Origin of the sequence: Halorubrum kocurii JCM 14978 (assembly GCF_000337355.1) — an archaeon.
GTDB classification, from domain to species: Archaea; Halobacteriota; Halobacteria; order Halobacteriales; family Haloferacaceae; genus Halorubrum; species Halorubrum kocurii.
Genome location: NZ_AOJH01000043.1, coordinates 146,513 through 170,487 on the forward strand (window position 1 = coordinate 146,513; position 23,975 = coordinate 170,487).

The window sequence follows — 23,975 nt, forward strand, 5'->3', positions numbered from 1 at the left end:
CTTCGCCCTGTCCCCGATTTTTCCGTGACCTGCCCTCCAAGTCACTCGCCGCCGACCACGTCGGCCGCCAGCACCCCCACCCCGTCGACCTCCGCGCGGACCGTGTCGCCGGCCTCGATCACGCCCGCGCCGGGCGTCCCCGTCGAGATGAGGTCTCCGCGCTCCAGCGTCATCACGCGCGAGTGGACGCCGACGAGCTCCGCTGGCGGGAACAGCATCCGGTCGACGGTGTTCTCCGCGACGGTCTCGCCGTTGATCACGGTCCGGACGGTCGTCCCCGCGAGGCGGTCGACGCCGACCGGGGCCGACACCCACGGGCCGACGACGAGGAACGTGTCGTAGCTCTTCGCGCGGGTGAGAAACCGCGGGTTGCGCTGCAGCACGTCCTCGGCGGTCACGTCGATGACGGGAACGACCCCGGCGACCACGTCGCCGAACGCGGCCTCGTCGACGTCGGTGCAGGTCCGACCGATCACGAGCCCCAGCTCCGCCTCCGCCGTGACCCGAGACGCTTCCTCGGTCGGCGGCAGCCGGATCGGACCGCCGGGCGCGGTCAGCGCCGTCGCCGGCTGCATGAAGCTCGCGGGCTCCGCGGGCCGGACCGCGTCGAGGTCGGCCGCGTGGTCGGCGTAGTTGAGCCCGATCCCCCAGAGCTTCCCGGGGTCGAACGGGACGCCGAACGAGAGCCGGTCCGCCGGCGTCCGCGTCGCGGGCAGGTCGTCGATCGACGGGAGCGGCGACGCTTCGGAGGCCCTCACTCCGGACGCCGCCGCCCCGGTCGCCGCCCCGAGCGCGTCGTCGACCCCGTCGAACCCCGCCGCTCCGAGCGGGACGAAGCCGTCCCCGTCACCGAGCAGGGGTCGCCCCTCGACGGTCCGCGCGATCCGGATCGGCCCCTTGTCGTCTCCGCCCGCCCCCGACCGCGACGCGTCGCCCGCCATCACTCCTCTCGGTCCGTCCAGAAGTCGAAGCCGCGGCCCGGCGCGAACACGTCGAGGCCCACCGCGCGCTCGTCGGTCGCGTTCTCGACCCGGTGCGACTCCCACGCGTCGAGGTGGACCGAGTCGTACCGCGCCAGCGCGACGGACTCCTCCTCGGTGTGGACGACGAGCTCGCCCTCCAGACAGACGCACACCTGCTCGTTCTCGTGGTCGTGCATCGGCGAGGAGTGGCCGGCCGGCTTCTCGAACCACTCGAAAGTGAACCGGTCGCTGCCCGCCAGCGCGGCGCGCGCCCACCCGTCGTCCGGCTCGTACGTCTCCGCGTCGTCGAACGCGACGTGTTCCATGGGTCGTCCGTGAGCGCCCCGGTGCAAATCGGTTCGGGTCGCGGCGGGACGCGCGCCCGCGTCCGGGTCGCTCCCGGATCTGCCGGACACCGCCGGCTCCGGCCTACACCGCGATCCCGACCAGCTCGATCAGCAGGGTCAGCGACGCGACCGACGCGACCGTCGTGACGAACACGTTCAGCGACGCGAACGTGGCGTCCCCGCCGAGTTCGGTCGCGAACACGTAGGTCGACACCGCGGTCGGCGTCCCGAGCATCACGACCCCGGCGGTGAGCGTCGCGGCGTTGACGCCGAGTAGCGCGAGGGCGCCCCACGCGATAGCGGGCATACACGCCACCTTGAGCCCGACGACCGAGGCGGTCGCCCCGCGGTCGATCGTCGCGGGGTCGACCTGCAGCGTGGCGCCGACACAGAGCAGCGCGAGCGGGAGCGCCAGCGACCCGACCCAGTCGAGGGCGGTCGCGGCCGCGGTCGGCACGCCGAGCTCGAACCAGCCGATCGCCATGCCGGCGACGAGCGCGATGAGCACGGGGTTGCTCGCGAGCGATCGGAGGTGTCGTCCCAGCGCGCCCTCGGCGTTCGCGCCGTTCATCGACACCAACAGGACCACCGTCAGCGGCACCTGCACCAGCGAGCCGATACCGAGGACGACGCTCGCGATCGCGGTCACCTCGGCGTCGAACGTCGCCGCGACCAGCGGGACGCCGAGGTACCCCAGGTTCGAGTGGTACGACTGGACGACCGCGACGCTGCGGCGCCCGCTCGGCGACCGGTTCCGGTGGACGAGCGACGCCGCGATCACGGTTCCGAGGAACGCGGCGAGGACGGCGACGAACAGCTCCCACGAGACGATCTCGCCGATCGCCTGATCGTAGGTCGCCACGAACACCAGCGCCGGGAGCGCGACGTAGTACGCGACCTGGTTGAGCAGCTCCGTGCGGCCCGCGTCGAGGACGCTGACGCGCCGGAGCCCCGTCCCCGCGATAAGCAGCGCGAGCAGCCCCGACAGCCGGACGAGGACCTCCATCTACGCGGAGCGAAGCGATCCCGCCGGTTGACGGTTGCGGTAGCGGGCGGACAAGGGGATTCAGCTAGAGGTTCGAACTCCCGCCGCCGCCGTCGATGACGATCGCCTGTCCGTTCACGTAGCCGGAGCGCGGCGAGGAGAGGAACGCGACGGTGTTCCCGAGCTCGATCGGGTCGCCGATGCGGTCGAGCGGGTTGTCGACCCAGTCGGCGAGCCCCTCCTCGTAGGAGTCGTACTCGCCGCGCTCGATCGCTTGATCGACCAGCTCTCGGATCCGGCTCGTCTCGTGGGAGCCGGGCAACACCGCGTTCGCGCGCACGTCCGGGCCGAGCTCCTTCGAGAGGGTCTTCTCCAGCCCGACGACGCTCATCCGCACGGAGTTCGAGAGCACCAGCCCGTCGATCGCCTCCTTCACCGACCGGGAGGCGACGGTGACGATGGTCCCGCCGTCGCCGTCGGCCAGCGGCTCGGCGCACTTCCGGGCGAGCCGGACGACGCTCATCACGAGCAGCTCGTAGGCCTCCTCCCAGTCCTCGTCGTCGGTGTCGAGGAACGCGCCCGACGGCGGTCCCCCAGCCGACGTGACGAGGTGGTCGAGCCGACCGAACTCGTCGAGCGTCGTCTCGACGAGCCGGTCGAGGTCGTCCGGGTTCGTGATGTCGCCCTCGACGGCGACGACGCGGGCGTCGCCGGCCGCCTCCGCTTCCAGGTCCGCCTTCGCGTCCGCGAGGCGGTCGGCGTCGCGGCCGTTGACGACCACGTTCGCTCCCTCGCGGACGAGCGCTTTGGCGGACGCGAAGCCGAGCCCGCTGCTCGATGCCGTCGTCAGCGCGACGTTCCCCTCGATGTCGAGATCCATACGGGCCCGATCGGCGCGGCGGGGTTTAACCGTTCGCGACGCGGCGGGCGTCGCCGGCGGGGGCGTCCGCCCCTCGGCCGGAGCCGTCGACCCGCGCCGGGAGGCTCATAACCCGTCCGTGCGAGTCGGGGGGCATGGACGCGACACGGCGGCAGGTCTCGGGGGTGCTCCCGGATGGTCGGTGAGGCGCGCGACCCCGACGGCGACGCGGGACCGCTCGACGGGATCACCGTGCTCGACGCCTCGCGCGTGTTGGTGGGGCCGTTCTGCACCATGCAGCTCGGCGATCTCGGCGCCGAGGTGATCAAGATCGAGCGGCCGGGCGAGGGCGATCAGACGCGGACGTGGCGACCGCCGGCCTTCGGCGAAAGCGACGGAAGCATCGAAGGCGACGGAGGCGGTGAGGGCGACGGAGGCGGTGAGGATGACGGAGCCGACGAAAACGACGGCTCGCAGAGCGCCTACTACGCCAGCGTCAACCGCAACAAGCGCTCCGTCGAGCTGAACCTCGCGAGCGACGCCGGGCGGGCGGTGTTCCGCGACCTCGCCCGCGAGGCCGACGTGCTGGTCGAGAACTTCCGGGTCGGCAAGATGGCCGAGTGGGGCCTCGACTACCCGGATCTCGCAGAGGAGAACCCCGAGCTGATCTACTGCGGTATCTCCGGGTACGGCGAGTGGGGGCCGGACCGCGACGAGCCCGCGTACGACATCGTGATGCAGGCCCGCGGCGGCTTCATGTCGATCACGGGCGTCGAGGGCGGTGCGCCGGTCAGGATCGGCGTCGCGCTCGCCGACATCGGGGCCGGGATGTACGCGACGCAGGCGATCCTCGCGGCCCTCCTGGAGCGCGAGCTCGGCGACGGAACGGGCCAGAAGATCGACGTGAGCCTGCTCGACGGCCAGGCCGCGTGGACCAGCTACATGGCCGCGAACTACTTCGCGAGCGGCGAGCCGCCGGGGCGGATGGGGAGCAAACACCCGAACATCGCCCCGTATCAGGCGTTCGAGACGGGTGACGGCTACGTCGTCGTCGCCTGCGCCTCCGACGCGTTCTGGCCGCGGCTCTGCGAGGCGCTCGACCGCCCCGACCTGCTGGCCGACGAGCGGTTCGAGACCAACGAGAAGCGCGTGCGCAACCGGGACGCGCTCGACCCCGAGCTCGACGCCGCGTTCGCGGAGCTCACGACCCGAGAGGCCCTCGACCGGCTCGACGAGGGTGGCGTCCCCGCGAGCGCCGTCCGCGACATGGCCGAGGTGTTCGACGACCCGCAGCTGGCCGCGCGGGACATGGTCGCCGAGTTCGACCACCCGACCGCCGGGCCGATGCGGGTGCCGGGCTCGCCGATGCACTTCTCGCGGACGCCGACGACGGTCCGCCGGCACCCACCGTCGCTCGGCGAGCACACGGAGGCGGTCCTCGGCGAGCACGGGTACGGCGACGGCGACATCGCCGAGCTGAAAAAACGGGGTGCGATTCCGGACCGGTGACCGGAGCCCGACGCGGTCAGCCGTCGGTCGGTCGACGCGGTCAGTCGTCGATCGCTCTGATCAGTCGTCGTCGTTGGGCTCCGCGGTGATCGGGTCGCTCTCCTCGTCGGTGAAGCCCGCCGACTCCTCCTGCCGCTGTCTCGCCTCGGGGTCGAACTCGGCCTCGATGTCCTGGTACCGCGGGACGAAGGAGAGCTCGTGGTGGCTCTCGGTCTCGTGGCCGATGTAGCGCTCTTCGAGGTCGAACTGCGCCTCCTCGTCGTTCTCGGCGATGTTCGAGAGGTCCTCGTAGACGGCGTGCGCGCCCGAGTGGAGCCCGTACAGCGTGATGAAGATGTACTGGTACCCCAGATCACCCAGCTCCTCGAAGGTGAGCGGGTCCTCCTGTGCGCCCCACTCGAACGAGGAGGAGTAGTTGAAGGCGAGATCCAGGTCGGGGTGGGTCTCGTGGATCGTCTCGGCGTACTCGACCGCGTCCTCGCGGGACGGGTCGGGCATCTCGGGCCAGACGAGGTCGACGCCGGCGTCGGCGTAGATCCGGCCGCGTTCGAGGTGCTCCTCCCAGTCGCCGTTGGCGGAGCCGTACGCGTCGGTGCGGGCGATGATGACCGTGTCCTCGCTCTGCTTGGCGTCGACGGCCGCCTCGAAGCGCGAGCGCGCCTGCTCGCGGGAGACGATCTGCTTGCCGGCGATGTGGCCGCAGCGCTTCGGCGAGGTCTGGTCCTCGATGTGGATCGCCGCGACGCCGGCCTTCTCGTACTCGCGGACCGCGCGCCGGACGTTGTGGACGCCGCCGTAGCCGGTGTCGCAGTCGGCGATGACGGGGAGGTTCGTCGCTTCGACCATGCGCTTCGCGTTCTCGACCATCTCGCTCATCGTGACCATCTCGAGGTCCGGGAAGCCGAACTGGCCGAGGACGGTCGAGTAGCCGCTCATGTAGGCCGCGTCGAGCCCGGCCATCTCGGCGAGGCGGGCGTCGAGCGCGTGGTAGATCCCGGGCGCGAACGTGTAGTCCTGCTCCTCGAACAGCTCGCGGAGCCGGCGGCCGGCCGGGTTGTCGATATCTCTCGTGAAGACGTCGTCGTCGAGTTCGTTGGGATGCATTGATGTCACTCCNGCTCCTCGAACAGCTCGCGGAGCCGGCGGCCGGCCGGGTTGTCGATATCTCTCGTGAAGACGTCGTCGTCGAGTTCGTTGGGATGCATTGATGTCACTCCGTGGTCGCGTCGTCGAACTGGTCGGTCGCGTCGTCGAACTGGTCGGTCCGCTCGGTGAGATCGGTCGCGCGCCGGACGAAGGTCGTCGGGTCGGGCCGCGGGCCGCGCCCGGACCCCGCCATGGGGACGGCGCTCATCGCGACCCTCCGTCGATGCGCGGGCGGCGCGTCGGTCGCAGGTCGGGGACCAGCGGGGCCTCCCGCTCCGCGTCCGTCGGCGGCGGGGTCGGGCGGCGCGGGGCGTCTGTCGATGTCGGCCCCGCGCTCGTCGGACGGGTCGTCGGGACGATCGGGGCGCCCGCCTCTTCGGTGATCGGCGTGCGCCCGGGGATCGTCCGGGGAGAAGCGTCGGCGGCGCGTCGGTCGGTCGCGGATCGATCGGTCGCGGATCGATCGGTCGGGGTTCGGTCCGTCGTCGTTCGGTCTGTCGTCCGGTTCGTCGGGTCGGCCGTGGGTGTGGTGTCGTCAGGTGTCGTCATCGGGTCGTGTTGGGGGTTGCGGCGGTCGTATAGTGATCGCGCTGTCGTCGAGTCGGGCTGCTGCGTGTCCGCGTACGGATACTGTCATTGCACTCGGTACGACCGGAGGGTTGGTAATAAACATAATGATTGATAATGATAATATTCGTTAATGTGTATTACCCCTTTAAATGTTTCTTGGTAACACTCCTCACTCAGGCGGGCGATCGAGACGTGACCCCGCGCCTCCCGGATCGATCGCTTATAAATCGCTCCGACACGATCCGCCGTATCGTGAACGAGCGAGACGCGCTTCGGGCGCTGGCGGTCGACCTCCCGCACGCGGGCGACGACGCCGCCGTCGTGGACGGCACCGTGATCACGACAGACATGCTCCACGAGCGGACCGACTTCCCGGCCGGGACGACGCGGTACACTGCCGGCTGGCGTGCGGTCGGCGCGTCGCTCTCGGACGTGGCGGCGATGGGGGCGGCGGCGACCGCGGCGGTCGCGGTCTACGCCGACGTGACCTTCGAGGAGGGGGACCTCGACCGCTTCGTCGCCGGCGCGGTCGACGTCTGCGAGGCGGTCGACGCCGAGTACGTCGGGGGCGACCTCGACACCCACGAGGAGTTCACCACGGCCTCGACCGCGGTCGGCGACGCGGCCGACGCGGGCGTCGTGACGCGGTCGGGCGCGCGCCCCGGCGACGCGCTCTGCGTCACCGGCGAGTGGGGTCGCTCCGCGGCCGCGCTCCGCCTATTTAAAAGAGAGACCGACGAGGCGGTCGAGCGCGCCAACGACCTGTTCCGGTTCACGCCCCGCGTCGCCGACGGGCTGGCGCTCGCGGGCCGGGCGACCGCGATGATGGACTCCTCAGACGGGCTCGCGCGCTCGCTCCACCAGCTCGCGGAGGCGAGCGAGGTCGGGTTCGAGCTCGACCGCGACCGCCTCCCCGTTCACCCGGCCGTCGACGCGGTCGCCGAGGGCGACGAGGCCGAGCGCTTCGAGCTCGCCGCGCACTTCGGCGAGGACTTCGAGCTCGTCTGCGCGCTCCCCGAGGAGGCGGTCGAACCCGCCCGCGAGGCGTGTCCGGGCGGGCTGACCCGCGTTGGGAGCGTCGTCGACGCCGCGGACGGGGTGACCGCCGACGGCGACGCGCTCCCCGACCGCGGGTACACGCACGGGGAAGCGTGACCTCCGACCGCTCAGTAGTGCCACGGGTAGTCGCGGAATTCGGGGTCGCGCTTCTCTAAGAACGCGTCGCGGCCCTCCTGCGCCTCGTCGGTCATGTACGCCAAGCGGGTCGCCTCGCCCGCGAACACCTGCTGACCGACCATCCCGTCGTCGGTCATGTTGAACGCGTACTTTAACATCCGCATCGCGGTCGGCGACTTCTCCGTCATCTCGTCGGCCCACTCGATCGCCACGGCTTCGAGATCCTCGTGGGGGATCGCCTCGTTGACCATCCCCATGTCCGCGGCCTCCTCGGCCGAGTAGGTCTTCCCGCGGAAGAACACCTCGCGGGCCTTCTTCTGGCCGACCTGCTTCGCGAGGTAGGCGGAGCCGAACCCGCCGTCGAAGGAGCCCACGTCGGGGTCGGTCTGGAGGAACTTCGCGTGCTCCTCGCTGGCGAGGGTGAGGTCGCAGACCACGTGCAGCGAGTGGCCGCCGCCGACCGCCCAGCCGGGGACGACCGCGACGACGGGCTTGGGCATGAAGCGGATCAGCCGTTGGACCTCTAAGATGTGCAGTCGACCTGCCCGGGCCTCCTTCACGAGCGGGTCGTCCTCGTCGCCCGCCTCGTCGTCGTCGCGGTACTCGTAGCCGGAGCCGCCGCGCACCGACTGGTCGCCGCCCGAGCAGAACGCCCAGCCGCCGTCGTCAGGTGAGGGCCCGTTGCCGGTGAGGAGCACGCACCCCACGTCGGCCTGTTTGCGCGCGTGATCGAGCGCGGCGTACAGCTCGTCGACGGTGCCCGGGCGGAACGCGTTCCGGACCTCGGGGCGGTCGAACGCGATCCGGACGACCGGCACGTCGACGCCGCGGTGATAGGTGACGTCGTCGAACTCGTCGGTGACCGGCTCCCACGCGTCGGGGTCGAGGATCTCCGAGACCATACGCGCGTTTCGGCGGGCCGCCTCATAAACGACGGCGGGTCAGCGGCGATGGACGAGAGCCGAGTGGGGACCGAGAGGGAGGCGTCGAGAACGAGAGGGAGGCGTCGAGAACGAGAGGGCGAACGCGAACCGTCGTCCCGCCCGCTCGCAAGTATTGCGCTAAGCGAGGACGCCGATCTGACCGGGGATTACGCCATACGACGACAGATAGGCCGCATGTCGGACGCTCGGGCCCATACGTGGTGTCATCGGTATGCGATCCGGTTGCTGGTGACGCGGGTGTATTGCACGCCCGACTCCTCCGGGAGGTATGTACGAGCGAAACGCAGGAGCCTCGCGGCGGTCCTTCCTCGCGGCCGCGGGCGGGACGGCGACGGCGGGACTCGCCGGCTGTCTCGGCGGCGGCGGCGGGCTCGACGAGCTGACCGTCGCGCACATGCCGATCTACCCGGACCTCCAGTGGTACGTGATGGAGGGCGAGGGGTACTTCGCCGAGATCGACGCGGAGGTCACCGGACAGGAGTTCACCGACGGCACGGCGATCGTCCAGGCGATCGGCGGCGGCGACATCGACGTCGCCATGTTCGGGATCGTGCCGGCGATGATCGTCATCGACCGCGACATCCCCGCGCAGGTGACGGCGGCGAACATCCGCGAGCCGATGGGGATCATGGCCGAGGAGTCGTTCCACGAGACGTTCGAGGCCGAGGGCGCCGACGCGTTCGCGACGTGGGCCGAAGCGAACGGCGGGCCCTTCCGCTTCGGCACCTTCCCGCAGGGGAGCGTACCCGACGTGCTGCTCCGCTACTGGCTCCAGGAGATCGGGGTCGACCCCGAATCGAGCGACGCCGTCGAGATTATCGAGATCAGCGGCGCCAGCGCCGTCTGGCAGGCGATCGCCAACGACGAGATCGACGGGACCTCGATCATGGAGCCGGTCCCGACGATCGCCTCCGAGGAGGACTCGTCCGTCACGATGCTCCGGACGGCCGCCGACATCCTCCCCGGCCAGCCCGCGGCGGTCACTCTGATGAGCGACCAGGTCCGCGGGTCCCCGATCGCCGCGCAGTTCGTCGAGCAGCACGGCCGTGCCACCGACTTCATCGTCGAGAGTCCGGACGCGACCGCCCAACACGTCGAATCGGGGATCGGGATGCCCGCGGACCGCGCGCGCCGCGCGCTCGACTCGACGCTGTCGAACTTCGTCACCGACCCCCGCGAGATCGCCGAGGCGACCCCGGTGTTCTCTGAGTTCGCGGCGAACAACGGGCAGATCGACGAACAGCTCTCGAACGAAGCGATCTTCGACTTCGAGATTTACGACTCGCTCTGATGGCTACTGACACCGGCAGCCGGTTCGACGGGGACGACCTGCGCATCGGCCTCGGTCTCGACGACCCGCGGCGCCTCGGCCGCGGCGCCCTCGGAGTCGTCGGGTTCGTGCTCCTCTGGTACGCGGCCTCGCTCACGCAGCCGGCGTACGTCCTGCCGTCGCCGGTGGCGGTCGCGGACGCGTTCGCCGAGGAGCTCGCCTCCGGCACGATGACGACGGCCCTGTGGTCGAGCGTCCGCCACTGGATCCCCGGGACGTTCGTGGGGACGACGCTCGGCGTGGCGGCCGGGGTCGCGTTCTCGTGGAGCGGCCTCCTTGACGATGTGACCGCCCCGCTCGTCCGAACGCTCCGGCCGGTCCCGCCGCTCGCACTGATCGGCTTCGCGATCGCCTGGTTCGGGATCAACGACGCCGGCGCGGCGTTCATCATCGCCGTCGGCGCGTTCTGGATCAACTACTACGCGTCGTACGGCGCCGTCGAGGGCGTCTCCGAGGACCTGCTCGACGTGGGCCGGACGCTCGGGGTGCGCGGCGGTCTGGACATGGTCCGGTCGATCGTCCTCCCGGCGTCGCTCCCGGGGATCCTGACGGGCGTCCGGACCGGGCTCGGGCGGTGCTGGATGCTCGTGGTCGCCTCGGAGATCTTCGGCGTACCGGGCGTCGGCCGCGAGATCCTGCGGGCGAGCAACAACCTCCTCGTCGACACGGTGATCGCGTACATCCTCGTGTTGAGCCTGATGTACCTCCTCGTCGACGTGGCGTTCCGCGCGGTCCAACAGCGGGTGTTAGCATGGCAGGCGTGAACCGAAGCCCCGGGTCGGAGAGTGAATCCGGTGACGGCCCCGACGACGCCGGCGTCGCCGTCGACCGGGTGGGGAAGACGTACGACGACGGCGGGAGTCCAGTCCGGGCGCTCGACGACGTGTCCTTCGACGTCGAGCCGGGTGAGTTCGTCTGCGTCGTCGGGCCGTCCGGCTGCGGGAAGACCACCCTGTTCCGGATCATCGCCGGGCTCACCGACGCCACGGACGGGGAGATCCGACTCGCCGGCGCGCCCGTCACCGGCCCCACCACGGACATGGGCGTCGTCTTTCAGGAGTACCACCTGTTCCCGTGGCTCACGGTCGCGGAGAACGTCGGGTTCGGGCTGGAGCGGAGCGACCGGAGCGAGGCCGAGCGCGAGCGTCGGGTCGAGGAGATGCTCGACCTCGTCGGGCTCACCGAGTTCCGCGACTCCTACCCCAAGTCGCTCTCGGGCGGCATGAAACAGCGCGTCGCCATCGCCCGGTCGCTCGCGGTCGACCCCGAACTACTCCTCATGGACGAGCCGTTCGGCGCAGTCGACGCGCAGACGCGAGAGATGCTGCAGCGCGAGCTGCTCGACGTGTGGGCCTCGACCGGCAAGACCGTCCTGTTCGTCACCCACGACGTGGCCGAGGCGGTGACGCTCGCCGACCGGATCGTCGTGATGGCGGCCGACCCCGGCCGCGTCGCCGAGATCGTCGACGTCGACGTGTCCCGCCCGCGAGAGCGCGGCGACCCCGCCTTCGGCGAGCACGTCGCCCGCGTGCGCGAGCTGATCGGCGCGATGCCCTGAAAGTCGGTGCGGGACCCTGAACGCGGTGCGGGACCCTGAACGCGGTGCGGGACCCTGAACGCGGTGCGGGACCCTGAGCGCGGTGCGAGACTCTGAGCGCAGTCCGGCCCCCGAGCGCCGCTCCCGCTCCGCGGTCACTCCGCCTCGCCGTCGTCGACGGCGGCGGCCAGCTCGTCGATGTGCGTCCGGATCACCGCGATCGTCGCGTCGGCGTCCGCGTATCCCTGATCGTAGCTGTCCAGCGAGGACTCGGTTTCGTCGAGGAACCGTTTGACGGCGGCCTCGATCGACTCGTCGCTCATGGCCGGCGGTTCGACTGCCGGCGTGTTATACCCCTCGCCGGTCCGGCCCCGTCTCCACCCGACCGGGGGTTTTATCGCCCGCGAGTGAATATTGTGCAGTATGGAAAATACCGGTTGGGAGAACGGACGCGCGCGGCGACCGAACGCTGACGGGGGGCGGTAATGGCCGGTAGTGCGGGCCCCGGCTCGTCGGCCCCGGGCGGGAAGTCCGCGGTGATAGCCACCGACCTGTCCGCGGCGAGCGAGACGATGGTGGAGTCCGAGACGGGGCTCTCCTGTCTCGGCCGCATCGGCGTCGACCGGATCCACCTCGTGACGGTCGTCCCCTCGAACGTCCACTCGGGGATGCCGGGGATGAACTTCCAGAAGCGCCGGAGGGAGACGCTTCGGACCTACCGGTCGACGATCGAAAGCGCCGGCTTCGAGGTCGAGACCCACGTCGTCCGCGGGACGCCGCACCGTCGGATCAACGGGATCGCCGAGTCGGTCGCGGCCGACCTGATCCTGGTCGGCTCGCGCGGGAAGAGCCCGCTCGAGAACCGCGTGATAGGGTCGACCGCCCGCAACCTCGCCCGCACGACCGTCGTCCCGCTGCTCGTCGACCGCATCGAGCGCGGCGTCGACGACCCGGACCCGATCCGACGGCACCTGTTTCAACGGACGCTGTTCGCGACCGACTTCTCGGAGAACGCCGAGCGGGCCTTCCGGGCGTTCGAGTACCTGCGGCACGCGACGGAGGAGGTGACGCTCGTCCACGTCGAGTCGCCGAAGGACGACGCGAGCGCCGGCGACGACCCCGAAGAGCGTCTCGCCGACCTCGCCGACCGGCTCGACGGCTGGGGCCTCGACGCCCGGACCGACGTGCGTCGCGGCGACCCCGCCGAAGAGATCCTCGCGGCCGAGGCGGAGTACGATCCGAGCACCCTGCTCGTCGGCTCTCGCGGGCGCAGCCGGCTCCGCCGGCTCCTGTTGGGAAGCGTCTCCGAGGAGGTCGTCGCCCGCGCGACCGGGAACGTCTTCCTGGTGCCCCCGCCGCGCACCGCGTAGCGAGCGGGCCCGTTCCGCGACGGCCGGCGGCCTCGCGCCGGCGTCACCGCTCCGCGCCCGACTCGGCCTCCGCTCTCGTTAGCAGGACATCGCAAGATTGTATCATCCACACACAAGCCTTTTACCGGTACGCGTCGTACCAATTAGTCATACAATGCCGGATTCCTTGTCCGAACAGCTCCAGAGCGATATGAAATGCGAGGGGCTACTCGAGTGTTTCCACGGCCTCAAGCCGCTCGACCGAGAGTGCTTCAGGGTGCTCGTCGACAGCGACGAGCCCATGACCATCGACGCGGTCGCCGAGGCGGTCGACCGCGAGCGCTCGACCGCGTACCGGTCGGTCCAGCGGCTCCTCCAAACGGGGTTCATCACCAAAGAGCAGATCAACTACGACCAGGGCGGCTACTACCACGTGTACTCGCCGACCGACCCCGAGAAGATCACCGACGAGATGCAGCGCATGCTCAACGACTGGTACGCGAAGATGGGGCAGCTCATCCAGGAGTTCGAGGAGAAGTACGACCGGTCGGAGACCGAGTCCGCGACCGCGCCGAGCTGATCGGACGGCCGGCCGTCGATCGCCTACCGCTTCCGCGTCGGCTTCAGTTTCTGCCGCCTGCTTCCTCACGCCGCTCAGGACCTCTTCCCACGTCGCCGCTGTTCTCACCTCGCCGCTGTTCTCACGCCGCTGCTGTTCCCCGTGTTCCCGCTTTCCGCCGGTCGTCCGAGTTGAACGACGCCGATCCCGTCAGCGGCGCCGCAGCGCGTACGCCGCGTAGCCGACCGCGACGAGTAGCACCGCCGACAGCAGGCTCCCGAACACCGCCGGCGAGGTCGTGACGTAGTCTCCGAACGGGTCCGTCAGCGCGAGTACGCCGACGATGAGCACGACGGAGATGAGGATTCCCACCGCGCCGAACGCCTTGAACGCCGCGTCGAGGTCCAGTCCTCCCGATTCCGGTCCGGTCGAGTGACTCATACCCCTGTGTAGGGGTTCCGTATATAAATGGATACACGTCGTTCCCACGGCGAGAGAACGCGATCTGCGGGCCCACCGTCTCCCGGACGCTAGTTTCGGGCTCCGCCCTCGGACCCGTTTCCAGGGTGCCCCTCGACGATCGCGACGCCGGAGGAGGCGCCGATCCTGACCGCGCCCGCGTCGAGCATGGCGGTCGCCGCCTCGTAGGAGCCGACGCCGCCGGAGGCCTTCACCGGGAGGTACTCGCTCATGAGCTCCACGTCCGGGACGGTCGCGCCACCGTCGGCGAAGCCGGTGGAGGTCTTCACCATGTCGGCGTCGGCGTCGACGGCGGCCTCGCAGGCGCGGCGCTTCTCGTCGTCGCTCAGGAGCGCGGTCTCGATGATGACCTTCACCGGGACCGGCACCGCGGCGACCACGTCAGAGATCTCGGCGGCGACGGCGTCGTCCTCGCCCGCTTTGAGCCGGCCGACGTTGATCACGAGGTCGATCTCGTCGGCGCCGGCGTCCCACGCCGCGACCGCCTCGTCGCGCTTCGCCGCGGGCGCGTGCTGGCCGTGCGGGAAGCCGACCACGGTCGCGATCGTCGTCGGAGTGGCCTCGTGGTCGGCCGCCTCGGGGAGGTAACAGGGGGGGACGCAGGCGTTCATCCCGTGGTCGGCGGCCTCCCGGAGTACGGTCTCGACGTTGTCCCACGTCGTCTCCGGGCCGAGCGCGGTGTGGTCGATGCTGGCGGCGAACGCGTCGCGGTCCATGCGCTCATGGTCGGTGGCGCGGGTAAAAAGGCGTACTGGGTCGGTCTCGCCGGGACTCCGCCGTCGCTTCTAGAGGCGACGCGGGGCCGGCGATCAGCTCTCGATCTCGATCTCGGTGCCGGTCACCGCGGCGTCGACGACCACGGGGAGGCGCACGGTGAGGATGCCGTTCTGGTAGGTCGCCTCGATACCGTCCTCGTCGATCGTCTTCGGGAACCGGAACCGGCGGTGGTAGGTCCGGCGCGCCCCACGCGCCTCGTCCTCGTGCTCGCCGGCGACGTTGAGGACGCCGCTGTCCCACGAGGCGGTGATCTCCTCGGGGTCGAACCCGGGGAGCTCCACCGTGAGGACGAACGCGTCGTCCTCCTCGTACAGTTCGTAGTCGTTGCTACCGGATTCGAACAGTCGGCTCGGGAAGTCGAGCCCTTGCGTCCACGAACTGGCTGGTCGCGGTAAGGCCATTGCTGACCACCTCGTATGCAGTTAGTCATAGGGTTGCGATTCTAAATAAATCTTTTGAACCATGCGCGTTGTTTACAAGCATATCACGCGCCGCGGCCGCGCCCGGTTCGGACCGCCGAACGGTTGGATTCAAGTCCGCCGGAGGGGAACCCGGTGGTATGCAACCGGGAGATCGCGTCCGCGTCGACCGCGGGGACGTCACGAACGAGGGCGTACTGCTCCCCTCGACGACTCGCGACCACCTCGTCGTCAAGCTCGACGGGGGGTACAACGTCGGTATCGACCGCGACGAGTCGGAGGTTGAGGTGCTCGAATCCGGCGCCCGCGACGTCGACGAGGGGGCCGACGCGGGCGGCGGCGAGGCATCCGAGATCACCTTCGACGGCGACCTCCCAACGGTCTCGCTCATCTCCACCGGCGGGACGATCGCCTCCACGGTCGACTACCGGACCGGCGCGGTCACCANGAGATCACCTTCGACGGCGACCTCCCAACGGTCTCGCTCATCTCCACCGGCGGGACGATCGCCTCCACGGTCGACTACCGGACCGGCGCGGTCACCGCCCAGTTCGACGCCGAGGACGTGCTTCGAGCGGTCCCCGATCTGGCGGGGCGGGCGAACTACCGCGGGCGCGTCGTCGCCAACATCCTCTCCGAGAACATGGAGCCGCCGATCTGGCGCGAGCTCGCCGAGGCCGTCCGCGAGGAGATCGAGGCCGGTGCCGACGGCGTCGTCGTGATGCACGGCACCGACACGATGCAGTACTCCGCCTCCGCGCTCTCCTTCATGCTCGACTCGCCGGTGCCGATCGTGTTCACCGGGAGCCAGCGCTCCGCGGACCGACCCTCCTCCGACAACGTGATGAACGCGGTGTGCGCCGTCGAGGCCGCGAAGGCCGACCACGCCGAGACGCTCGTCTGCATGCACGCGAGCCAGTCCGACGACGCCTGCGCGCTCCACCGCGGCACCCGCGTCCGGAAGAACCACACCTCCCGCCGCGACGCCTTCGAGACGGTCGGCGGCGAACCCCTCGGCCGCATCGACTACGAGGCCGCGGCCGAGGCGGGCGCTGACGGCGACGCCGCCGACGCCGCCATCGAGTGGAACCGCGAGCCGCTCCCGCGCGGCGAGACCGACCTCTCGACCGCGACCGACCTCGACGCCGACGTGGAGCTGGTGAAGTTCACGCCCGGCATGGACCCGGCCGCGTGGGAGTACCTCGACGACAAGGACGGCGTCGTTATCGAGGGGACCGGCCTCGGTCACGTCCACACCGACCTCATCCCGCGGATCGAGGAGCTAGTCGAGAGCGGGACGGTCGTCGCGATGACGAGCCAGTGTCTCTCCGGCCGCGTCTGCGACCGCGTGTACGACACCGGCCGCGACCTCCTCGACGCCGGCGTCGTCGAGGCGGGCGACACCCTCCCCGGCACCGCGAAGGTGAAGCTGCTGTGGGCGCTGGCGAACCTCTCCGACCCCGCCGAGGCGATGGGCCGCGACCTCGCCGGCGAGCTCACCGAGGAGTCGCAGCCCTGGCGATGACGGGGGACGCGGCGGGGGAGTCGGCGCGCACCGCCGACTCGGCACCCGCTCCCGTCGTCCGCGGGGCCCGCCCCGCCGACGCCGACGCGGTCGCCGCGTTCGCACGGGACACGTGGGGCGAGCGCCACGACGACTACATCCCGCGCGTGTTCCCCGAGTGGGCCGCGTCCGACGACCCCGACCGCGCCACCTTCGTCGCGACGCTGCCCCCGGACGCGGTGGCAGAGAGCGACGCGGTCGGGACCACCGACGACCGCGAGGCGGGGGACACCCTCGTCGAGGGCGACGGCGCGGGCGCGGCCGCCCCGGGAGAGCCCGAGGCGGTCGTCGGCTGCATCCAAGGCGTCCTGCTCTCCGAGTGGGAGGCGTGGGGGCAGGGGATCCGCGTCGACCCCGCCGCGCGGGGGCACGGCGTCGGGACCGCGCTCTCGGAGGCCGCGCTCGACTGGGCGCGGGAGCGCGGCGCGCGAGCGTGCCGCAACATGGTGTTCTCGTGGAACGTCATGGGCCTCGGACAGTCGCGCGCGGTCGGGTTCGAGCCCACCACGGAGTTCCGGTTCGCCGAGCCGGAGCCCGACGCGTCCGGGGTAGACCCGACCGATTTCGACGCCCTCGCCGACCCCGACCCGAACGCCGCGTGGGCGTTCTGGGGCGACAGCGACGCCCGCGACCACCTCCGCGGGCTCGCGCTCGACCCCGACGAGTCGTGGGCCTGCTCGGAACTCACCCGCGAGCGGCTCCGGGACGCCGCGGACGAGGGCCGACTGCTCGCCGTCGCCGACGCGGACGCGCTTGCCGGGTTCGCGGTCCGGACGCGCGTGGCGGAGCGCGAGGCGGACGGCGAGACGACCCGGATCGCGACCTACGGCGCCGCCGCCTGGCGCGACGTGGGGGCGGCCGGCGCCCTGTACGACGCGATCGCCGCGGACGCCGCCTCGGTCGACGCCGACGCCACCCGGGTGCTGATCCCGGAGACCGTCGAGCACGTGAGCGACACGGGCGCGAATCGGGTTTCGGTGGCGGCTGAACCCGACTTCGTGATGAGCGCGGACCTCACCGGCGGGGAACCGTGAGCCTCTTCGGCGTCGCCCTGCCGTGGTCGCTCCCGCTCACGCTCGTGATCTACGGCACCGTCGTCGCCGCCGCGGTGTGGATCTACCGCGACGCGAGGGCGCGCGGGAGCCGCTACGCGATCGTCTGGGCGCTCGCGACGCTTGTGTTCACGATCGTTCCGGTGCTGGCGTACCTGTACCTCCACCGCGACGCGGGACCGGCGCGGTGACGCGCACCGACCGCTTATAAATCCCGAACTCGGATCGCTCGAACGCATGCCCTCCACCGACCGCGCTCCGCGTCTGGGCGCCCTCGCTCGGGGGCGCCGTCCCCGGGCGCTCGCGTTCCTCGTCTCCAACGTCCTCCCGCTCGTCGGCGTCGTCGCGCTCGGCTGGAACGCGGCCGCGCTGGTGTCCCTCTACTGGTTCGAACTCGGGATCGCGTCCTTCTGGGCGGTCGTCCGCGCGCTCTCCGCCGGACGCCCCTCCGAGATCGAGCGCGACGGGCTGATCGTCGGACCGCTCGCGGCGAGGCGCGCCGCGCTCCCCGTCCCGGGAACCGACCTCCGGGTCCGGCTCTCGACGCTCCTCGTGCTCCCGGTCGTCGTCCCGGTCCTCGCGGGCGTGTGGCTCGTCGCCGGCACGGTCACCGTCGGCGTCGCCGTCGACGGCGGGCTCGCCCCCGACGCGCTCGACTCGGTGACGCTCGCGGTGCTCGCGATCTTCGCGACCGAGGGCGCGGCGACACTCGTCGGCTACATTTATAAAGGGGCGTACCGCGACCACAGCGCGCAGACCGCGGTCCGGAGCGTCTTTTTCAGGGCCGGCGCTGTGGCGGTCGGCGGGATCGCCGCCGTCACGCTGATCGGCGCGGCGACGCTGGAAACCGACGCCGCGCTGTCGGCGGTCGACCCCGGCGCGGTGGGCCTCCCGCTGCTCGTCGGGATCGTCGGGGTCAAGGCGGCCTTCGACCTCGCCGGACTGTACAGCGACCGACTCGCGGCCGTCGACGAGTCGGCGGCCTTGGAGATCGGCTGGGCGTACGACCCGCCCGCCGACGACCCCGTCGAGGACCCGCTCTCGGACGCGCCGCGGCGGGTGCGGCCGACCCTCCGCAGCCGGCTGCTCGGGTGGCTCGCGACCGCCCCGCGACACCCGGGCGTCGGGTACATCGGCCTTCTGTGTCTGCTCGGGGGCCTCCTGTTCGCGACCGGTCAGGTGTGGCCGGTCGCCTCGCTCCTGCTCGCGGCCGGCGTCGCGCTCCCCGCGCTGCTCCTCGGGATCGACCACTGGCTCCGGTACGGCACCGTCGAGTACCGCGCCGGCGACGGCGCGCTCGTCGCCTACGACCGGCTGTTCGAGACGACGCTGTGGCGCGTCGAGCCCTGGGACGAGACCGACCTGCGGGTGAGACGGGGGAAGCTCGACCGGCGGCTCGGGACTGAGACGGTCGTGATCGAACTCCGCGACGGGGAGCGCCGGATTCCGGGGCTTGCGGACCCCGAGCCGGTCCTCGACGTCTTCGACCGACGCGCGGAGCGGCCGGACGGCTGATCGGGCCGCGCCCGGCCAGGCCCCCGACAGCGGCCGGCGCAGTCGCGGGCCCGCGCTATCGATCGCGATACGCGAACCCGAACGCCTAATTACGCCCGCGCCGCCCGTGGAGACATGTTCGCGACGCTCCCGGACGCCCTCCGCCTGTTCGTCGTCCCCGTCTTCGCGTGGGCGGCCCTGCGGGACGTTCGGACTCGACGCCTCCCGAACCGACTGTGGCCGCCGCTGTACGCGTTCGGGGCGCTGCTGTTGATCTGGGAGGCCGGACGGCTGTGGCCTTTCTCGGGGCTCGACGGGCGACTGTTCCTCGTTCAGGCCGCGATCAGTCTGCTGTTCGTCGTCCCGCTGGGCTACGCGTTCTGGTACTTCGGGGCGTTCGGCGGCGCCGACGCGAAGGCGCTGATCGCGATCGCGGTCCTCTTTCCGACGTTCCCCGCCTACGAGGTCGGCGGGCTGATCCTCCCGGTCGTCGACACCCAGCTCGGCGTGTTCTCGCTGACGGTCCTCACGAACACGGTCCTGCTCGCCCTCGCGTACCCGCTCGGGCTCGCGGGGATCAACCTCCTCCGCGGGGAGCGCTCGGCGACGATGTTCTTCGCGCGGCCGGTGGCGACCGACTCGCTGCCGGACCGCCACGGGCGCCTGTTCGAGGACGACGCGGGGACGACCCGGAACGGCCTCGACCTGGACGCGCTCCGGATGTATCTGCGCTGGCGGGGGGAGACGCTCGCGGACCTGCGCGAGGATCCGGATCGGCTCCGCGACCCCGACGGCGTCGGCGAGACGAACGACCCGACCGACGGCGGGACCCACGTCGGCCCGCGGACGGACGGGGGGACGACGATCGGAGCCGAGGGCGAATCGGTCGCGGCCGACCCGTGGGCCGCCGAGCGCTTCCTCGACGAGATCGACCACGGCGCGTACGGCACCGACCCCGAGACGCTCCGCGGCGGGCTGGCGGTCGTCGCCCGGAAGGACCGCGTGCTGGTGTCGCCGGGGATGCCGTTCGTCGTGCCGATGGCGATCGGGCTGATCGTCTCGCTGACCTTCGGCGACGCGCTGTTCGCGGTGCTCGGCGCGGTCGGGCTGGTATAACCCGCGCCGACGAACGTCTCCGCGAGTTACGCGTCTCGACGCGGTTCCGGACGGTACGGACAGGGCGGCGATCGATGGCGGGGACGGGTGGCGCAGTTCGTCGGCGATGAGAGGTGTTTAAACAACCGGGAGCGACGAGTGTCGCTTATAAACAAGCCCGCCTGTGTTCGAGCTCCGCGCGCGCCGACCCTCAGCTCCCGGCGCGGAGGTCGCCGACCGTGAGCACTCGCGTTCCCACGGGCCGTTTCACGAACTCGCCGACCTCCCGGCCGAGCAGCTCGCTGACACCGCGCTGGGCGGCGACGTCGAGGAGGCGCTGGTCGATCAGCCCGTCGACGACGACCGTGTGCGGGGCGGTCTCGGCGCCTTCGACCGCGTCGAACGCCTCGCCCGCGTCGACCTCCGCGAGGACGCCGCGGTCGTCACTGAGTAGTCGAGCGCGGTCGCTGCCGGCGTCGACGACCTCCTGGACGTGCTCTTCGATCGACCGCGGCTCGTCGTCGACGGGGGCGTCGTCCGCCCCCGCCTCCGCGCTCTCGGTCCCCGTCGCGTCGTCCGGATCCGCGTCATCCGGTCCCGCATCGTCCGGCTCCGCGTCGTCCGACTCCGATTCTGCGGGCCCCGCATCTTCCGACTCCGATTCTGCGGGCCCCGCATCTTCCGGCTCCGCATCCGCGGGCTCCGCGTCATCGAGGTCGGGGTCGAGGGCGCCTTCCGCGGCCGGTTCGGCGCCGGTCGCGCCCTCGCTCTCGGCGCTCCCGTCGGTCTCTTCCCCGTCGATCGCCGCGGCCGCCGGCGCGTCCTCGACCGCCTCCACGAGGCCGCGGTCCGGTGCGCCTCGGGCTCCGCCGGCCACGACGCCGGCATCGGCGGCACCGCCGTCGCCGCCGTCGCTGGCGTCGCCCGCCCGTCCGGTCTCGGTTCCGCTCTCGCCGCCGCCTTCGTCGGGATCGGATGTCTCGCCGCTGAGACCGGCGCCGTCGCCGTCGATGGGAGCGTCTCCCAAGTCGTCCGCGGCCGCCTCGCGGAGGTTCGGCTCGTCGGCGAGGCTGCTGTACGGCACCTTGCCGCGGAGCGCCTCGAAGACGGCGTTGCGGTCGAGGTCCTCGACCGACTCGCCGGGCGGGGCGAACGCGACGTAGTCGACGTCGCCGACCTGCGCGAGCTCGCGGAGGATCAGCTCGCCGCCGCGGTCGCCGTCGAGGAACGCGGTGACGGTCCGCTCGTCGGTGAGATCGGCGACAGCGTCGGGGACGTTCGTCCCCTCAACGGCGACCGCGTTCTTGATTCCGCACTCGAGCAGCGTCAGTACGTCCGCGCGTCCCTCGACCACGATGACGGCGTCGGAGTCGCCGACGCGGGGCCCGGCGGGGAGCCCCTCGTAGTCGACGATCCCCTCGACGCGCGCGGCCTCGCGGACCTCTTCGAGGATGTCGTCGCTCCTGAGGCTGGTCTCCTCGAAGCCGCCGGCGATCAGCTCCTTGGCGCGCTCGACGACCTCGCGGCGCTTCGCCGCCCGCACGTCCTCGATGCTCGTCACCTCGACCGAAGCGTGGCAGGGGCCGATGCGGTCGATCGTCTCCAACGCGGCGGCGAGGATCGCGGTCTCGACCTTGTCGAGGCTCGACGCGACCGTGACCTCGCCGAACGACTGGCCGTTCTCGGACTCGACGGCGACGTCGATCCGGCCGACCCGCGAGGACTCCTGGAGGTCTCGCAGGTCCAACTCGTCGCCGAGGAGCCCCTCGGTCTGGCCGAACACCGCGCCGACGACGTCGCTCCGTTCGACGACGCCGTCGGCCGCGATAGTGGCGTGGATGAGGTATTTTTCGGTGTCTTTCATGATGGGTGAATGGTGATGATCGGCGGCGTTGGCCGCCCGTGTGTGGTTGTGTCCGTCGGCGAAAATAGTTATCGCACGCGCCTGCGGCGCTGGCCATTGAAGAAAAATTTTCTTCGACAACCGATACCGAATCAGACCGATAATATTTAGTCATCGAATTCTAACGTTGTTCCACATGAGTCGATTGCGGAGAGATCTCGTGTGGATTCCGACGTTCGCGGTCCTCGTCGCCTTCGCGGTGCCGTGGCCGCTCTGGGGAGTCGACCGAGTCGTCGCCGGGCTGCCGGTGTGGATCTGGTGGCACGTGGCGTGGCTCGGGCTGTGTACCGTCCTGTTCTCGCTGTTCGTCCGGAGCGGCGCGTGGGAACGGGGAATGGGTCGCGGCCGGGAGTCCGGCCCCGGGTCGGCGCTCGGGGGTGACCGACGGTGACGACCGGGCTGTCGCTCGGGGTCGTCGTCGGCTACCTCCTGTTCGCGCTCGCGGTCGGACTCGTGGCTTACCGCGTCTCCGAGGCCACCGCGGAGGACTACTACCTCGCGAACCGCTCGATCGGGACTGTCGTGCTGCTGTTCACCACGTTCGCCACCCTGCTCTCGGCGTTCACCTTCTTCGGCGGCCCAAACCTCGCGTTCGCCGCCGGTCCCGAGTGGCTGATAGTCATGGGGACGCTCGACGGGGTCCTGTTCGCGGTGCTGTGGTACGCTATCGGGTACAAACAGTGGCTGATCGGCGACCGGCACGGGTACGTCACGCTCGGGGAGATGCTGGGCGACCGGTTCGGCTCCGTGGGCCTGCGCGCGCTCGTCGCCGGTGTGAGCCTCCTCTGGCTGTTCCCGTACGTCATGCTCCAGCAGATGGGCGCCGGCGAGGCGCTGGTCGGGCTCACCGACGGCGTCGTCCCCTACTGGGGCGGCGCGGCGCTGGTCACCGCCTTCATGATCCTCTACGTCGTCCTCGCCGGGATGCGAGGCGTCGCCTGGACAGACACCGTGCAGGGGCTGTTCATGCTCTCCGTCGTCTGGATCGCCGCCGCGTGGGTGGTCTCGGCGGTCGGCGGCGTCGACGCGGCCACCGGCGCGATGCTCGACGCGCGCCCGGACTTCGGGAGCTTCGGCGGCGGGACCTACACGCCCGGCTTCATCATTTCGACAGCGATCACCATCGCGTTCGGCGTGACGATGTTCCCGCAGATCAACCAGCGGTTCTTCGTCGCGAAGTCGGGCGAGACGCTGAAGCGGTCGTTCGTTCTGTGGCCGGTCCTCGTCCTCCTCCTCTTCCTCCCCGCGTTCATGCTCGGCGCCTGGGCGGCCGGGATGCCCGTCGAGGTGCCCGACGGCGCCAACGTGCTCCCCGTCGTCTTGAACGAGTACACGCCGGCGTGGTTCGCGGCGCTCGTGATCGCGGGGGCGATGGCCGCGATGATGTCCTCCTCGGACTCGATGCTGCTCTCCGGGTCGTCGTACTTCACCCGCGACGTGTACCGCCCCGTGGTCAACGCCGACGCCTCCGAGCGCCGCGAGGCGTGGATCGCCCGGATCGGCGTCGCCGTCTTCGCCCTGCTCGCGTTCGTCGCGAGCCTCTTCCGCCCCGGGACGCTGATCGAGGTCGGCGACACGGCCTTCTCCGGGTTCGCGCTGCTCGCGCTCCCCGTGATCTGCGCGCTCTACTGGGACCGGACCACGCGGTCCGGCATGATCGCCGGCGTGCTCGTCCCGCAGGTCGCGTACCTCGCGGTGGTGCTGTCGGCGGTCGTCGGCGCCGTGCCGACCCTACCCCGCACCGTCGCCGGCGGCTGGGACGTGGCGCTCGGGCTGATGGTGCTGTCGGCGCTGCTCACCGTGGGCGTCTCGCTCGTCACCGCGCCGACCGCCGACAGCGACGCCTCGCGGTTCGCGGTCACCGGCGACTGAGCGGGTCGTCACCGGTCAGCTCCGCGTGAAAATCGAGTGGCGATCC

The 23,975-nt window shown here is 71.0% G+C and carries 26 protein-coding genes and 1 pseudogene; 14 read left to right on the forward strand and 13 right to left on the reverse strand.

Going from position 1 to position 23,975, the window contains the following annotated elements; translation table 11 throughout:
* Positions 1–41: 41 nt before the first annotated feature.
* The 4 genes from C468_RS06130 to C468_RS06145 all read right to left on the reverse strand — a co-directional run bounded on the left by C468_RS06130 (position 42) and on the right by C468_RS06145 (position 3,174).
* Positions 42–941: a fumarylacetoacetate hydrolase family protein gene (locus tag C468_RS06130; protein WP_008848012.1), complete on the reverse strand. Its 900-nt coding sequence runs from the start codon at positions 939–941 to the stop codon at positions 42–44.
* A complete protein-coding gene (locus C468_RS06135) occupies positions 941–1,288 on the reverse strand; it encodes a cupin domain-containing protein (protein ID WP_008848013.1) in 348 nt (115 codons plus the stop codon). The genes C468_RS06130 and C468_RS06135 overlap by 1 nt, the downstream gene beginning before the upstream one ends.
* Positions 1,289–1,391: 103 nt before the next feature.
* Positions 1,392–2,315, reverse strand: a complete 924-nt coding sequence (locus C468_RS06140; protein ID WP_008848014.1) for an AEC family transporter — start codon at positions 2,313–2,315, stop codon at positions 1,392–1,394.
* 64 nt (positions 2,316–2,379) lie between these two features.
* Positions 2,380–3,174: an SDR family oxidoreductase gene (locus C468_RS06145; RefSeq protein WP_008848015.1), complete on the reverse strand. Its 795-nt coding sequence runs from the start codon at positions 3,172–3,174 to the stop codon at positions 2,380–2,382.
* Between the two features lie 174 nt (positions 3,175–3,348).
* Here C468_RS06145 and C468_RS06150 point away from each other — a divergent pair, with 174 nt between their 5' ends.
* Complete coding sequence (locus C468_RS06150) at positions 3,349–4,662, forward strand: CaiB/BaiF CoA transferase family protein (RefSeq protein ID WP_008848016.1); 1,314 nt, start codon at positions 3,349–3,351, stop codon at positions 4,660–4,662.
* Between the two features lie 60 nt (positions 4,663–4,722).
* Here the strand turns inward: C468_RS06150 and aceA are convergent, their stop codons facing one another.
* From aceA to C468_RS06160, 3 genes are all read right to left on the reverse strand, one after another.
* The gene (aceA, locus tag C468_RS06155) at positions 4,723–5,766 is read right to left on the reverse strand and encodes an isocitrate lyase (RefSeq protein ID WP_008848017.1); all 1,044 of its coding nucleotides are present in this window, start codon (positions 5,764–5,766) and stop codon (positions 4,723–4,725) included.
* A gap of 106 nt (positions 5,767–5,872) precedes the next feature.
* Positions 5,873–6,016, reverse strand: a complete 144-nt coding sequence (locus C468_RS18545; RefSeq protein ID WP_008848019.1) for a hypothetical protein — start codon at positions 6,014–6,016, stop codon at positions 5,873–5,875.
* The gene (locus tag C468_RS06160; protein WP_008848020.1) at positions 6,013–6,357 is read right to left on the reverse strand and encodes a hypothetical protein; all 345 of its coding nucleotides are present in this window, start codon (positions 6,355–6,357) and stop codon (positions 6,013–6,015) included. The genes C468_RS18545 and C468_RS06160 overlap by 4 nt, the downstream gene beginning before the upstream one ends.
* Positions 6,358–6,570: 213 nt before the next feature.
* Between C468_RS06160 and thiL the strand changes: the two genes are divergently transcribed.
* Entirely contained in the window at positions 6,571–7,533 is a 963-nt protein-coding gene (gene thiL, locus C468_RS06165; RefSeq protein ID WP_008848021.1) for a thiamine-phosphate kinase, read from the forward strand.
* Between the two features lie 11 nt (positions 7,534–7,544).
* Here the strand turns inward: thiL and C468_RS06170 are convergent, their stop codons facing one another.
* Positions 7,545–8,456, reverse strand: coding sequence for a 1,4-dihydroxy-2-naphthoyl-CoA synthase (locus C468_RS06170; RefSeq protein ID WP_008848022.1), 912 nt, complete (start codon positions 8,454–8,456; stop codon positions 7,545–7,547).
* A 310-nt stretch (positions 8,457–8,766) separates the two neighbouring features.
* On the opposite strand from C468_RS06170, the gene C468_RS06175 reads away from it, so the two are divergent.
* From C468_RS06175 to C468_RS06185, 3 genes are read left to right on the forward strand one after another with little or no spacing between them, the layout of a single operon-like run.
* A complete protein-coding gene (locus tag C468_RS06175) occupies positions 8,767–9,789 on the forward strand; it encodes an ABC transporter substrate-binding protein (protein ID WP_008848023.1) in 1,023 nt (340 codons plus the stop codon).
* Complete coding sequence (locus C468_RS06180; protein ID WP_008848024.1) at positions 9,789–10,592, forward strand: ABC transporter permease; 804 nt, start codon at positions 9,789–9,791, stop codon at positions 10,590–10,592. Before C468_RS06175 ends, C468_RS06180 begins: the two co-directional genes overlap by 1 nt.
* Positions 10,580–11,386: an ABC transporter ATP-binding protein gene (locus tag C468_RS06185; RefSeq protein WP_008848025.1), complete on the forward strand. Its 807-nt coding sequence runs from the start codon at positions 10,580–10,582 to the stop codon at positions 11,384–11,386. The genes C468_RS06180 and C468_RS06185 overlap by 13 nt, the downstream gene beginning before the upstream one ends.
* A gap of 134 nt (positions 11,387–11,520) precedes the next feature.
* Here the strand turns inward: C468_RS06185 and C468_RS18550 are convergent, their stop codons facing one another.
* The gene (locus C468_RS18550; RefSeq protein ID WP_008848026.1) at positions 11,521–11,688 is read right to left on the reverse strand and encodes a hypothetical protein; all 168 of its coding nucleotides are present in this window, start codon (positions 11,686–11,688) and stop codon (positions 11,521–11,523) included.
* A gap of 162 nt (positions 11,689–11,850) precedes the next feature.
* Here C468_RS18550 and C468_RS06190 point away from each other — a divergent pair, with 162 nt between their 5' ends.
* Positions 11,851–12,735 (forward strand): universal stress protein, encoded by an 885-nt coding sequence (locus C468_RS06190; protein ID WP_008848027.1) that lies wholly within the window; start codon positions 11,851–11,853, stop codon positions 12,733–12,735.
* Between the two features lie 154 nt (positions 12,736–12,889).
* On the forward strand, positions 12,890–13,294 hold the full coding sequence (locus C468_RS06195; protein ID WP_008848028.1) for a helix-turn-helix domain-containing protein: 405 nt from the start codon (positions 12,890–12,892) through the stop codon (positions 13,292–13,294).
* Between the two features lie 189 nt (positions 13,295–13,483).
* Here the strand turns inward: C468_RS06195 and C468_RS06200 are convergent, their stop codons facing one another.
* From C468_RS06200 to C468_RS06210, 3 genes are all read right to left on the reverse strand, one after another.
* Positions 13,484–13,714 carry a hypothetical protein gene (locus tag C468_RS06200; protein ID WP_008848029.1) on the reverse strand — a complete coding sequence of 77 codons (231 nt, stop codon included), beginning with the start codon at positions 13,712–13,714 and terminating at the stop codon, positions 13,484–13,486.
* 89 nt (positions 13,715–13,803) lie between these two features.
* Positions 13,804–14,469: a deoxyribose-phosphate aldolase gene (deoC, locus tag C468_RS06205; RefSeq protein WP_008848030.1), complete on the reverse strand. Its 666-nt coding sequence runs from the start codon at positions 14,467–14,469 to the stop codon at positions 13,804–13,806.
* A gap of 93 nt (positions 14,470–14,562) precedes the next feature.
* Positions 14,563–14,931, reverse strand: a complete 369-nt coding sequence (locus C468_RS06210; protein ID WP_008848031.1) for an Hsp20/alpha crystallin family protein — start codon at positions 14,929–14,931, stop codon at positions 14,563–14,565.
* A gap of 158 nt (positions 14,932–15,089) precedes the next feature.
* On the opposite strand from C468_RS06210, the pseudogene gatD reads away from it, so the two are divergent.
* From gatD to C468_RS06235, 5 genes and pseudogenes are all read left to right on the forward strand, one after another.
* Positions 15,090–16,474 (forward strand): annotated as a pseudogene (gene gatD, locus C468_RS06215) (Glu-tRNA(Gln) amidotransferase subunit GatD).
* A complete protein-coding gene (locus tag C468_RS06220; protein WP_008848033.1) occupies positions 16,471–17,547 on the forward strand; it encodes a GNAT family N-acetyltransferase in 1,077 nt (358 codons plus the stop codon). The pseudogene gatD and the gene C468_RS06220 overlap by 4 nt, the downstream one beginning before the upstream one ends.
* Complete coding sequence (locus C468_RS06225; protein ID WP_008848034.1) at positions 17,544–17,756, forward strand: hypothetical protein; 213 nt, start codon at positions 17,544–17,546, stop codon at positions 17,754–17,756. Before C468_RS06220 ends, C468_RS06225 begins: the two co-directional genes overlap by 4 nt.
* 46 nt (positions 17,757–17,802) lie before the next feature.
* A complete protein-coding gene (locus C468_RS06230) occupies positions 17,803–19,080 on the forward strand; it encodes a DUF6498-containing protein (protein ID WP_008848035.1) in 1,278 nt (425 codons plus the stop codon).
* 114 nt (positions 19,081–19,194) lie between these two features.
* Positions 19,195–20,175: an A24 family peptidase gene (locus C468_RS06235; protein WP_008848036.1), complete on the forward strand. Its 981-nt coding sequence runs from the start codon at positions 19,195–19,197 to the stop codon at positions 20,173–20,175.
* A 190-nt stretch (positions 20,176–20,365) separates the two neighbouring features.
* On the opposite strand, the gene dnaG is transcribed toward C468_RS06235, so the two are convergent.
* On the reverse strand, positions 20,366–22,018 hold the full coding sequence (gene dnaG / locus C468_RS06240) for a DNA primase DnaG (RefSeq protein ID WP_008848037.1): 1,653 nt from the start codon (positions 22,016–22,018) through the stop codon (positions 20,366–20,368).
* A gap of 175 nt (positions 22,019–22,193) precedes the next feature.
* On the opposite strand from dnaG, the gene C468_RS06245 reads away from it, so the two are divergent.
* The gene (locus C468_RS06245; RefSeq protein ID WP_049912105.1) at positions 22,194–22,448 is read left to right on the forward strand and encodes a DUF3311 domain-containing protein; all 255 of its coding nucleotides are present in this window, start codon (positions 22,194–22,196) and stop codon (positions 22,446–22,448) included.
* Positions 22,445–23,929 carry a sodium:solute symporter family protein gene (locus C468_RS06250; protein ID WP_008848039.1) on the forward strand — a complete coding sequence of 495 codons (1,485 nt, stop codon included), beginning with the start codon at positions 22,445–22,447 and terminating at the stop codon, positions 23,927–23,929. Before C468_RS06245 ends, C468_RS06250 begins: the two co-directional genes overlap by 4 nt.
* The last annotated feature ends 46 nt before the right edge of the window (positions 23,930–23,975 follow it).

What these genes read in the sequence shown, in the direction of transcription:
- C468_RS06140 (WP_008848014.1), bottom strand. Translation starts at nt 2,315, where the DNA reads ATGGAGGTCCTCGTCCGGCTGTCGGGGCTGCTCGCGCTGCTTATCGCG.
- C468_RS06235 (WP_008848036.1), top strand. Translation starts at nt 19,195, where the DNA reads ATGTTCGCGACGCTCCCGGACGCCCTCCGCCTGTTCGTCGTCCCCGTC.
- C468_RS06230 (WP_008848035.1), top strand. Translation starts at nt 17,803, where the DNA reads ATGCCCTCCACCGACCGCGCTCCGCGTCTGGGCGCCCTCGCTCGGGGG.
- C468_RS06190 (WP_008848027.1), top strand. Translation starts at nt 11,851, where the DNA reads ATGGCCGGTAGTGCGGGCCCCGGCTCGTCGGCCCCGGGCGGGAAGTCC.
- C468_RS06160 (WP_008848020.1), bottom strand. Translation starts at nt 6,357, where the DNA reads ATGACGACACCTGACGACACCACACCCACGGCCGACCCGACGAACCGG.
- C468_RS06195 (WP_008848028.1), top strand. Translation starts at nt 12,890, where the DNA reads ATGCCGGATTCCTTGTCCGAACAGCTCCAGAGCGATATGAAATGCGAG.
- C468_RS18550 (WP_008848026.1), bottom strand. Translation starts at nt 11,688, where the DNA reads ATGAGCGACGAGTCGATCGAGGCCGCCGTCAAACGGTTCCTCGACGAA.
- aceA (WP_008848017.1), bottom strand. Translation starts at nt 5,766, where the DNA reads ATGCATCCCAACGAACTCGACGACGACGTCTTCACGAGAGATATCGAC.
- C468_RS06130 (WP_008848012.1), bottom strand. Translation starts at nt 941, where the DNA reads ATGGCGGGCGACGCGTCGCGGTCGGGGGCGGGCGGAGACGACAAGGGG.
- C468_RS06200 (WP_008848029.1), bottom strand. Translation starts at nt 13,714, where the DNA reads ATGAGTCACTCGACCGGACCGGAATCGGGAGGACTGGACCTCGACGCG.
- C468_RS06150 (WP_008848016.1), top strand. Translation starts at nt 3,349, where the DNA reads ATGGTCGGTGAGGCGCGCGACCCCGACGGCGACGCGGGACCGCTCGAC.
- C468_RS06210 (WP_008848031.1), bottom strand. Translation starts at nt 14,931, where the DNA reads ATGGCCTTACCGCGACCAGCCAGTTCGTGGACGCAAGGGCTCGACTTC.
- C468_RS06175 (WP_008848023.1), top strand. Translation starts at nt 8,767, where the DNA reads ATGTACGAGCGAAACGCAGGAGCCTCGCGGCGGTCCTTCCTCGCGGCC.
- deoC (WP_008848030.1), bottom strand. Translation starts at nt 14,469, where the DNA reads ATGGACCGCGACGCGTTCGCCGCCAGCATCGACCACACCGCGCTCGGC.
- C468_RS06185 (WP_008848025.1), top strand. Translation starts at nt 10,580, where the DNA reads ATGGCAGGCGTGAACCGAAGCCCCGGGTCGGAGAGTGAATCCGGTGAC.
- C468_RS06170 (WP_008848022.1), bottom strand. Translation starts at nt 8,456, where the DNA reads ATGGTCTCGGAGATCCTCGACCCCGACGCGTGGGAGCCGGTCACCGAC.
- C468_RS06135 (WP_008848013.1), bottom strand. Translation starts at nt 1,288, where the DNA reads ATGGAACACGTCGCGTTCGACGACGCGGAGACGTACGAGCCGGACGAC.
- C468_RS06245 (WP_049912105.1), top strand. Translation starts at nt 22,194, where the DNA reads ATGAGTCGATTGCGGAGAGATCTCGTGTGGATTCCGACGTTCGCGGTC.
- C468_RS06145 (WP_008848015.1), bottom strand. Translation starts at nt 3,174, where the DNA reads ATGGATCTCGACATCGAGGGGAACGTCGCGCTGACGACGGCATCGAGC.
- C468_RS06220 (WP_008848033.1), top strand. Translation starts at nt 16,471, where the DNA reads ATGACGGGGGACGCGGCGGGGGAGTCGGCGCGCACCGCCGACTCGGCA.
- dnaG (WP_008848037.1), bottom strand. Translation starts at nt 22,018, where the DNA reads ATGAAAGACACCGAAAAATACCTCATCCACGCCACTATCGCGGCCGAC.
- C468_RS18545 (WP_008848019.1), bottom strand. Translation starts at nt 6,016, where the DNA reads ATGAGCGCCGTCCCCATGGCGGGGTCCGGGCGCGGCCCGCGGCCCGAC.
- C468_RS06180 (WP_008848024.1), top strand. Translation starts at nt 9,789, where the DNA reads ATGGCTACTGACACCGGCAGCCGGTTCGACGGGGACGACCTGCGCATC.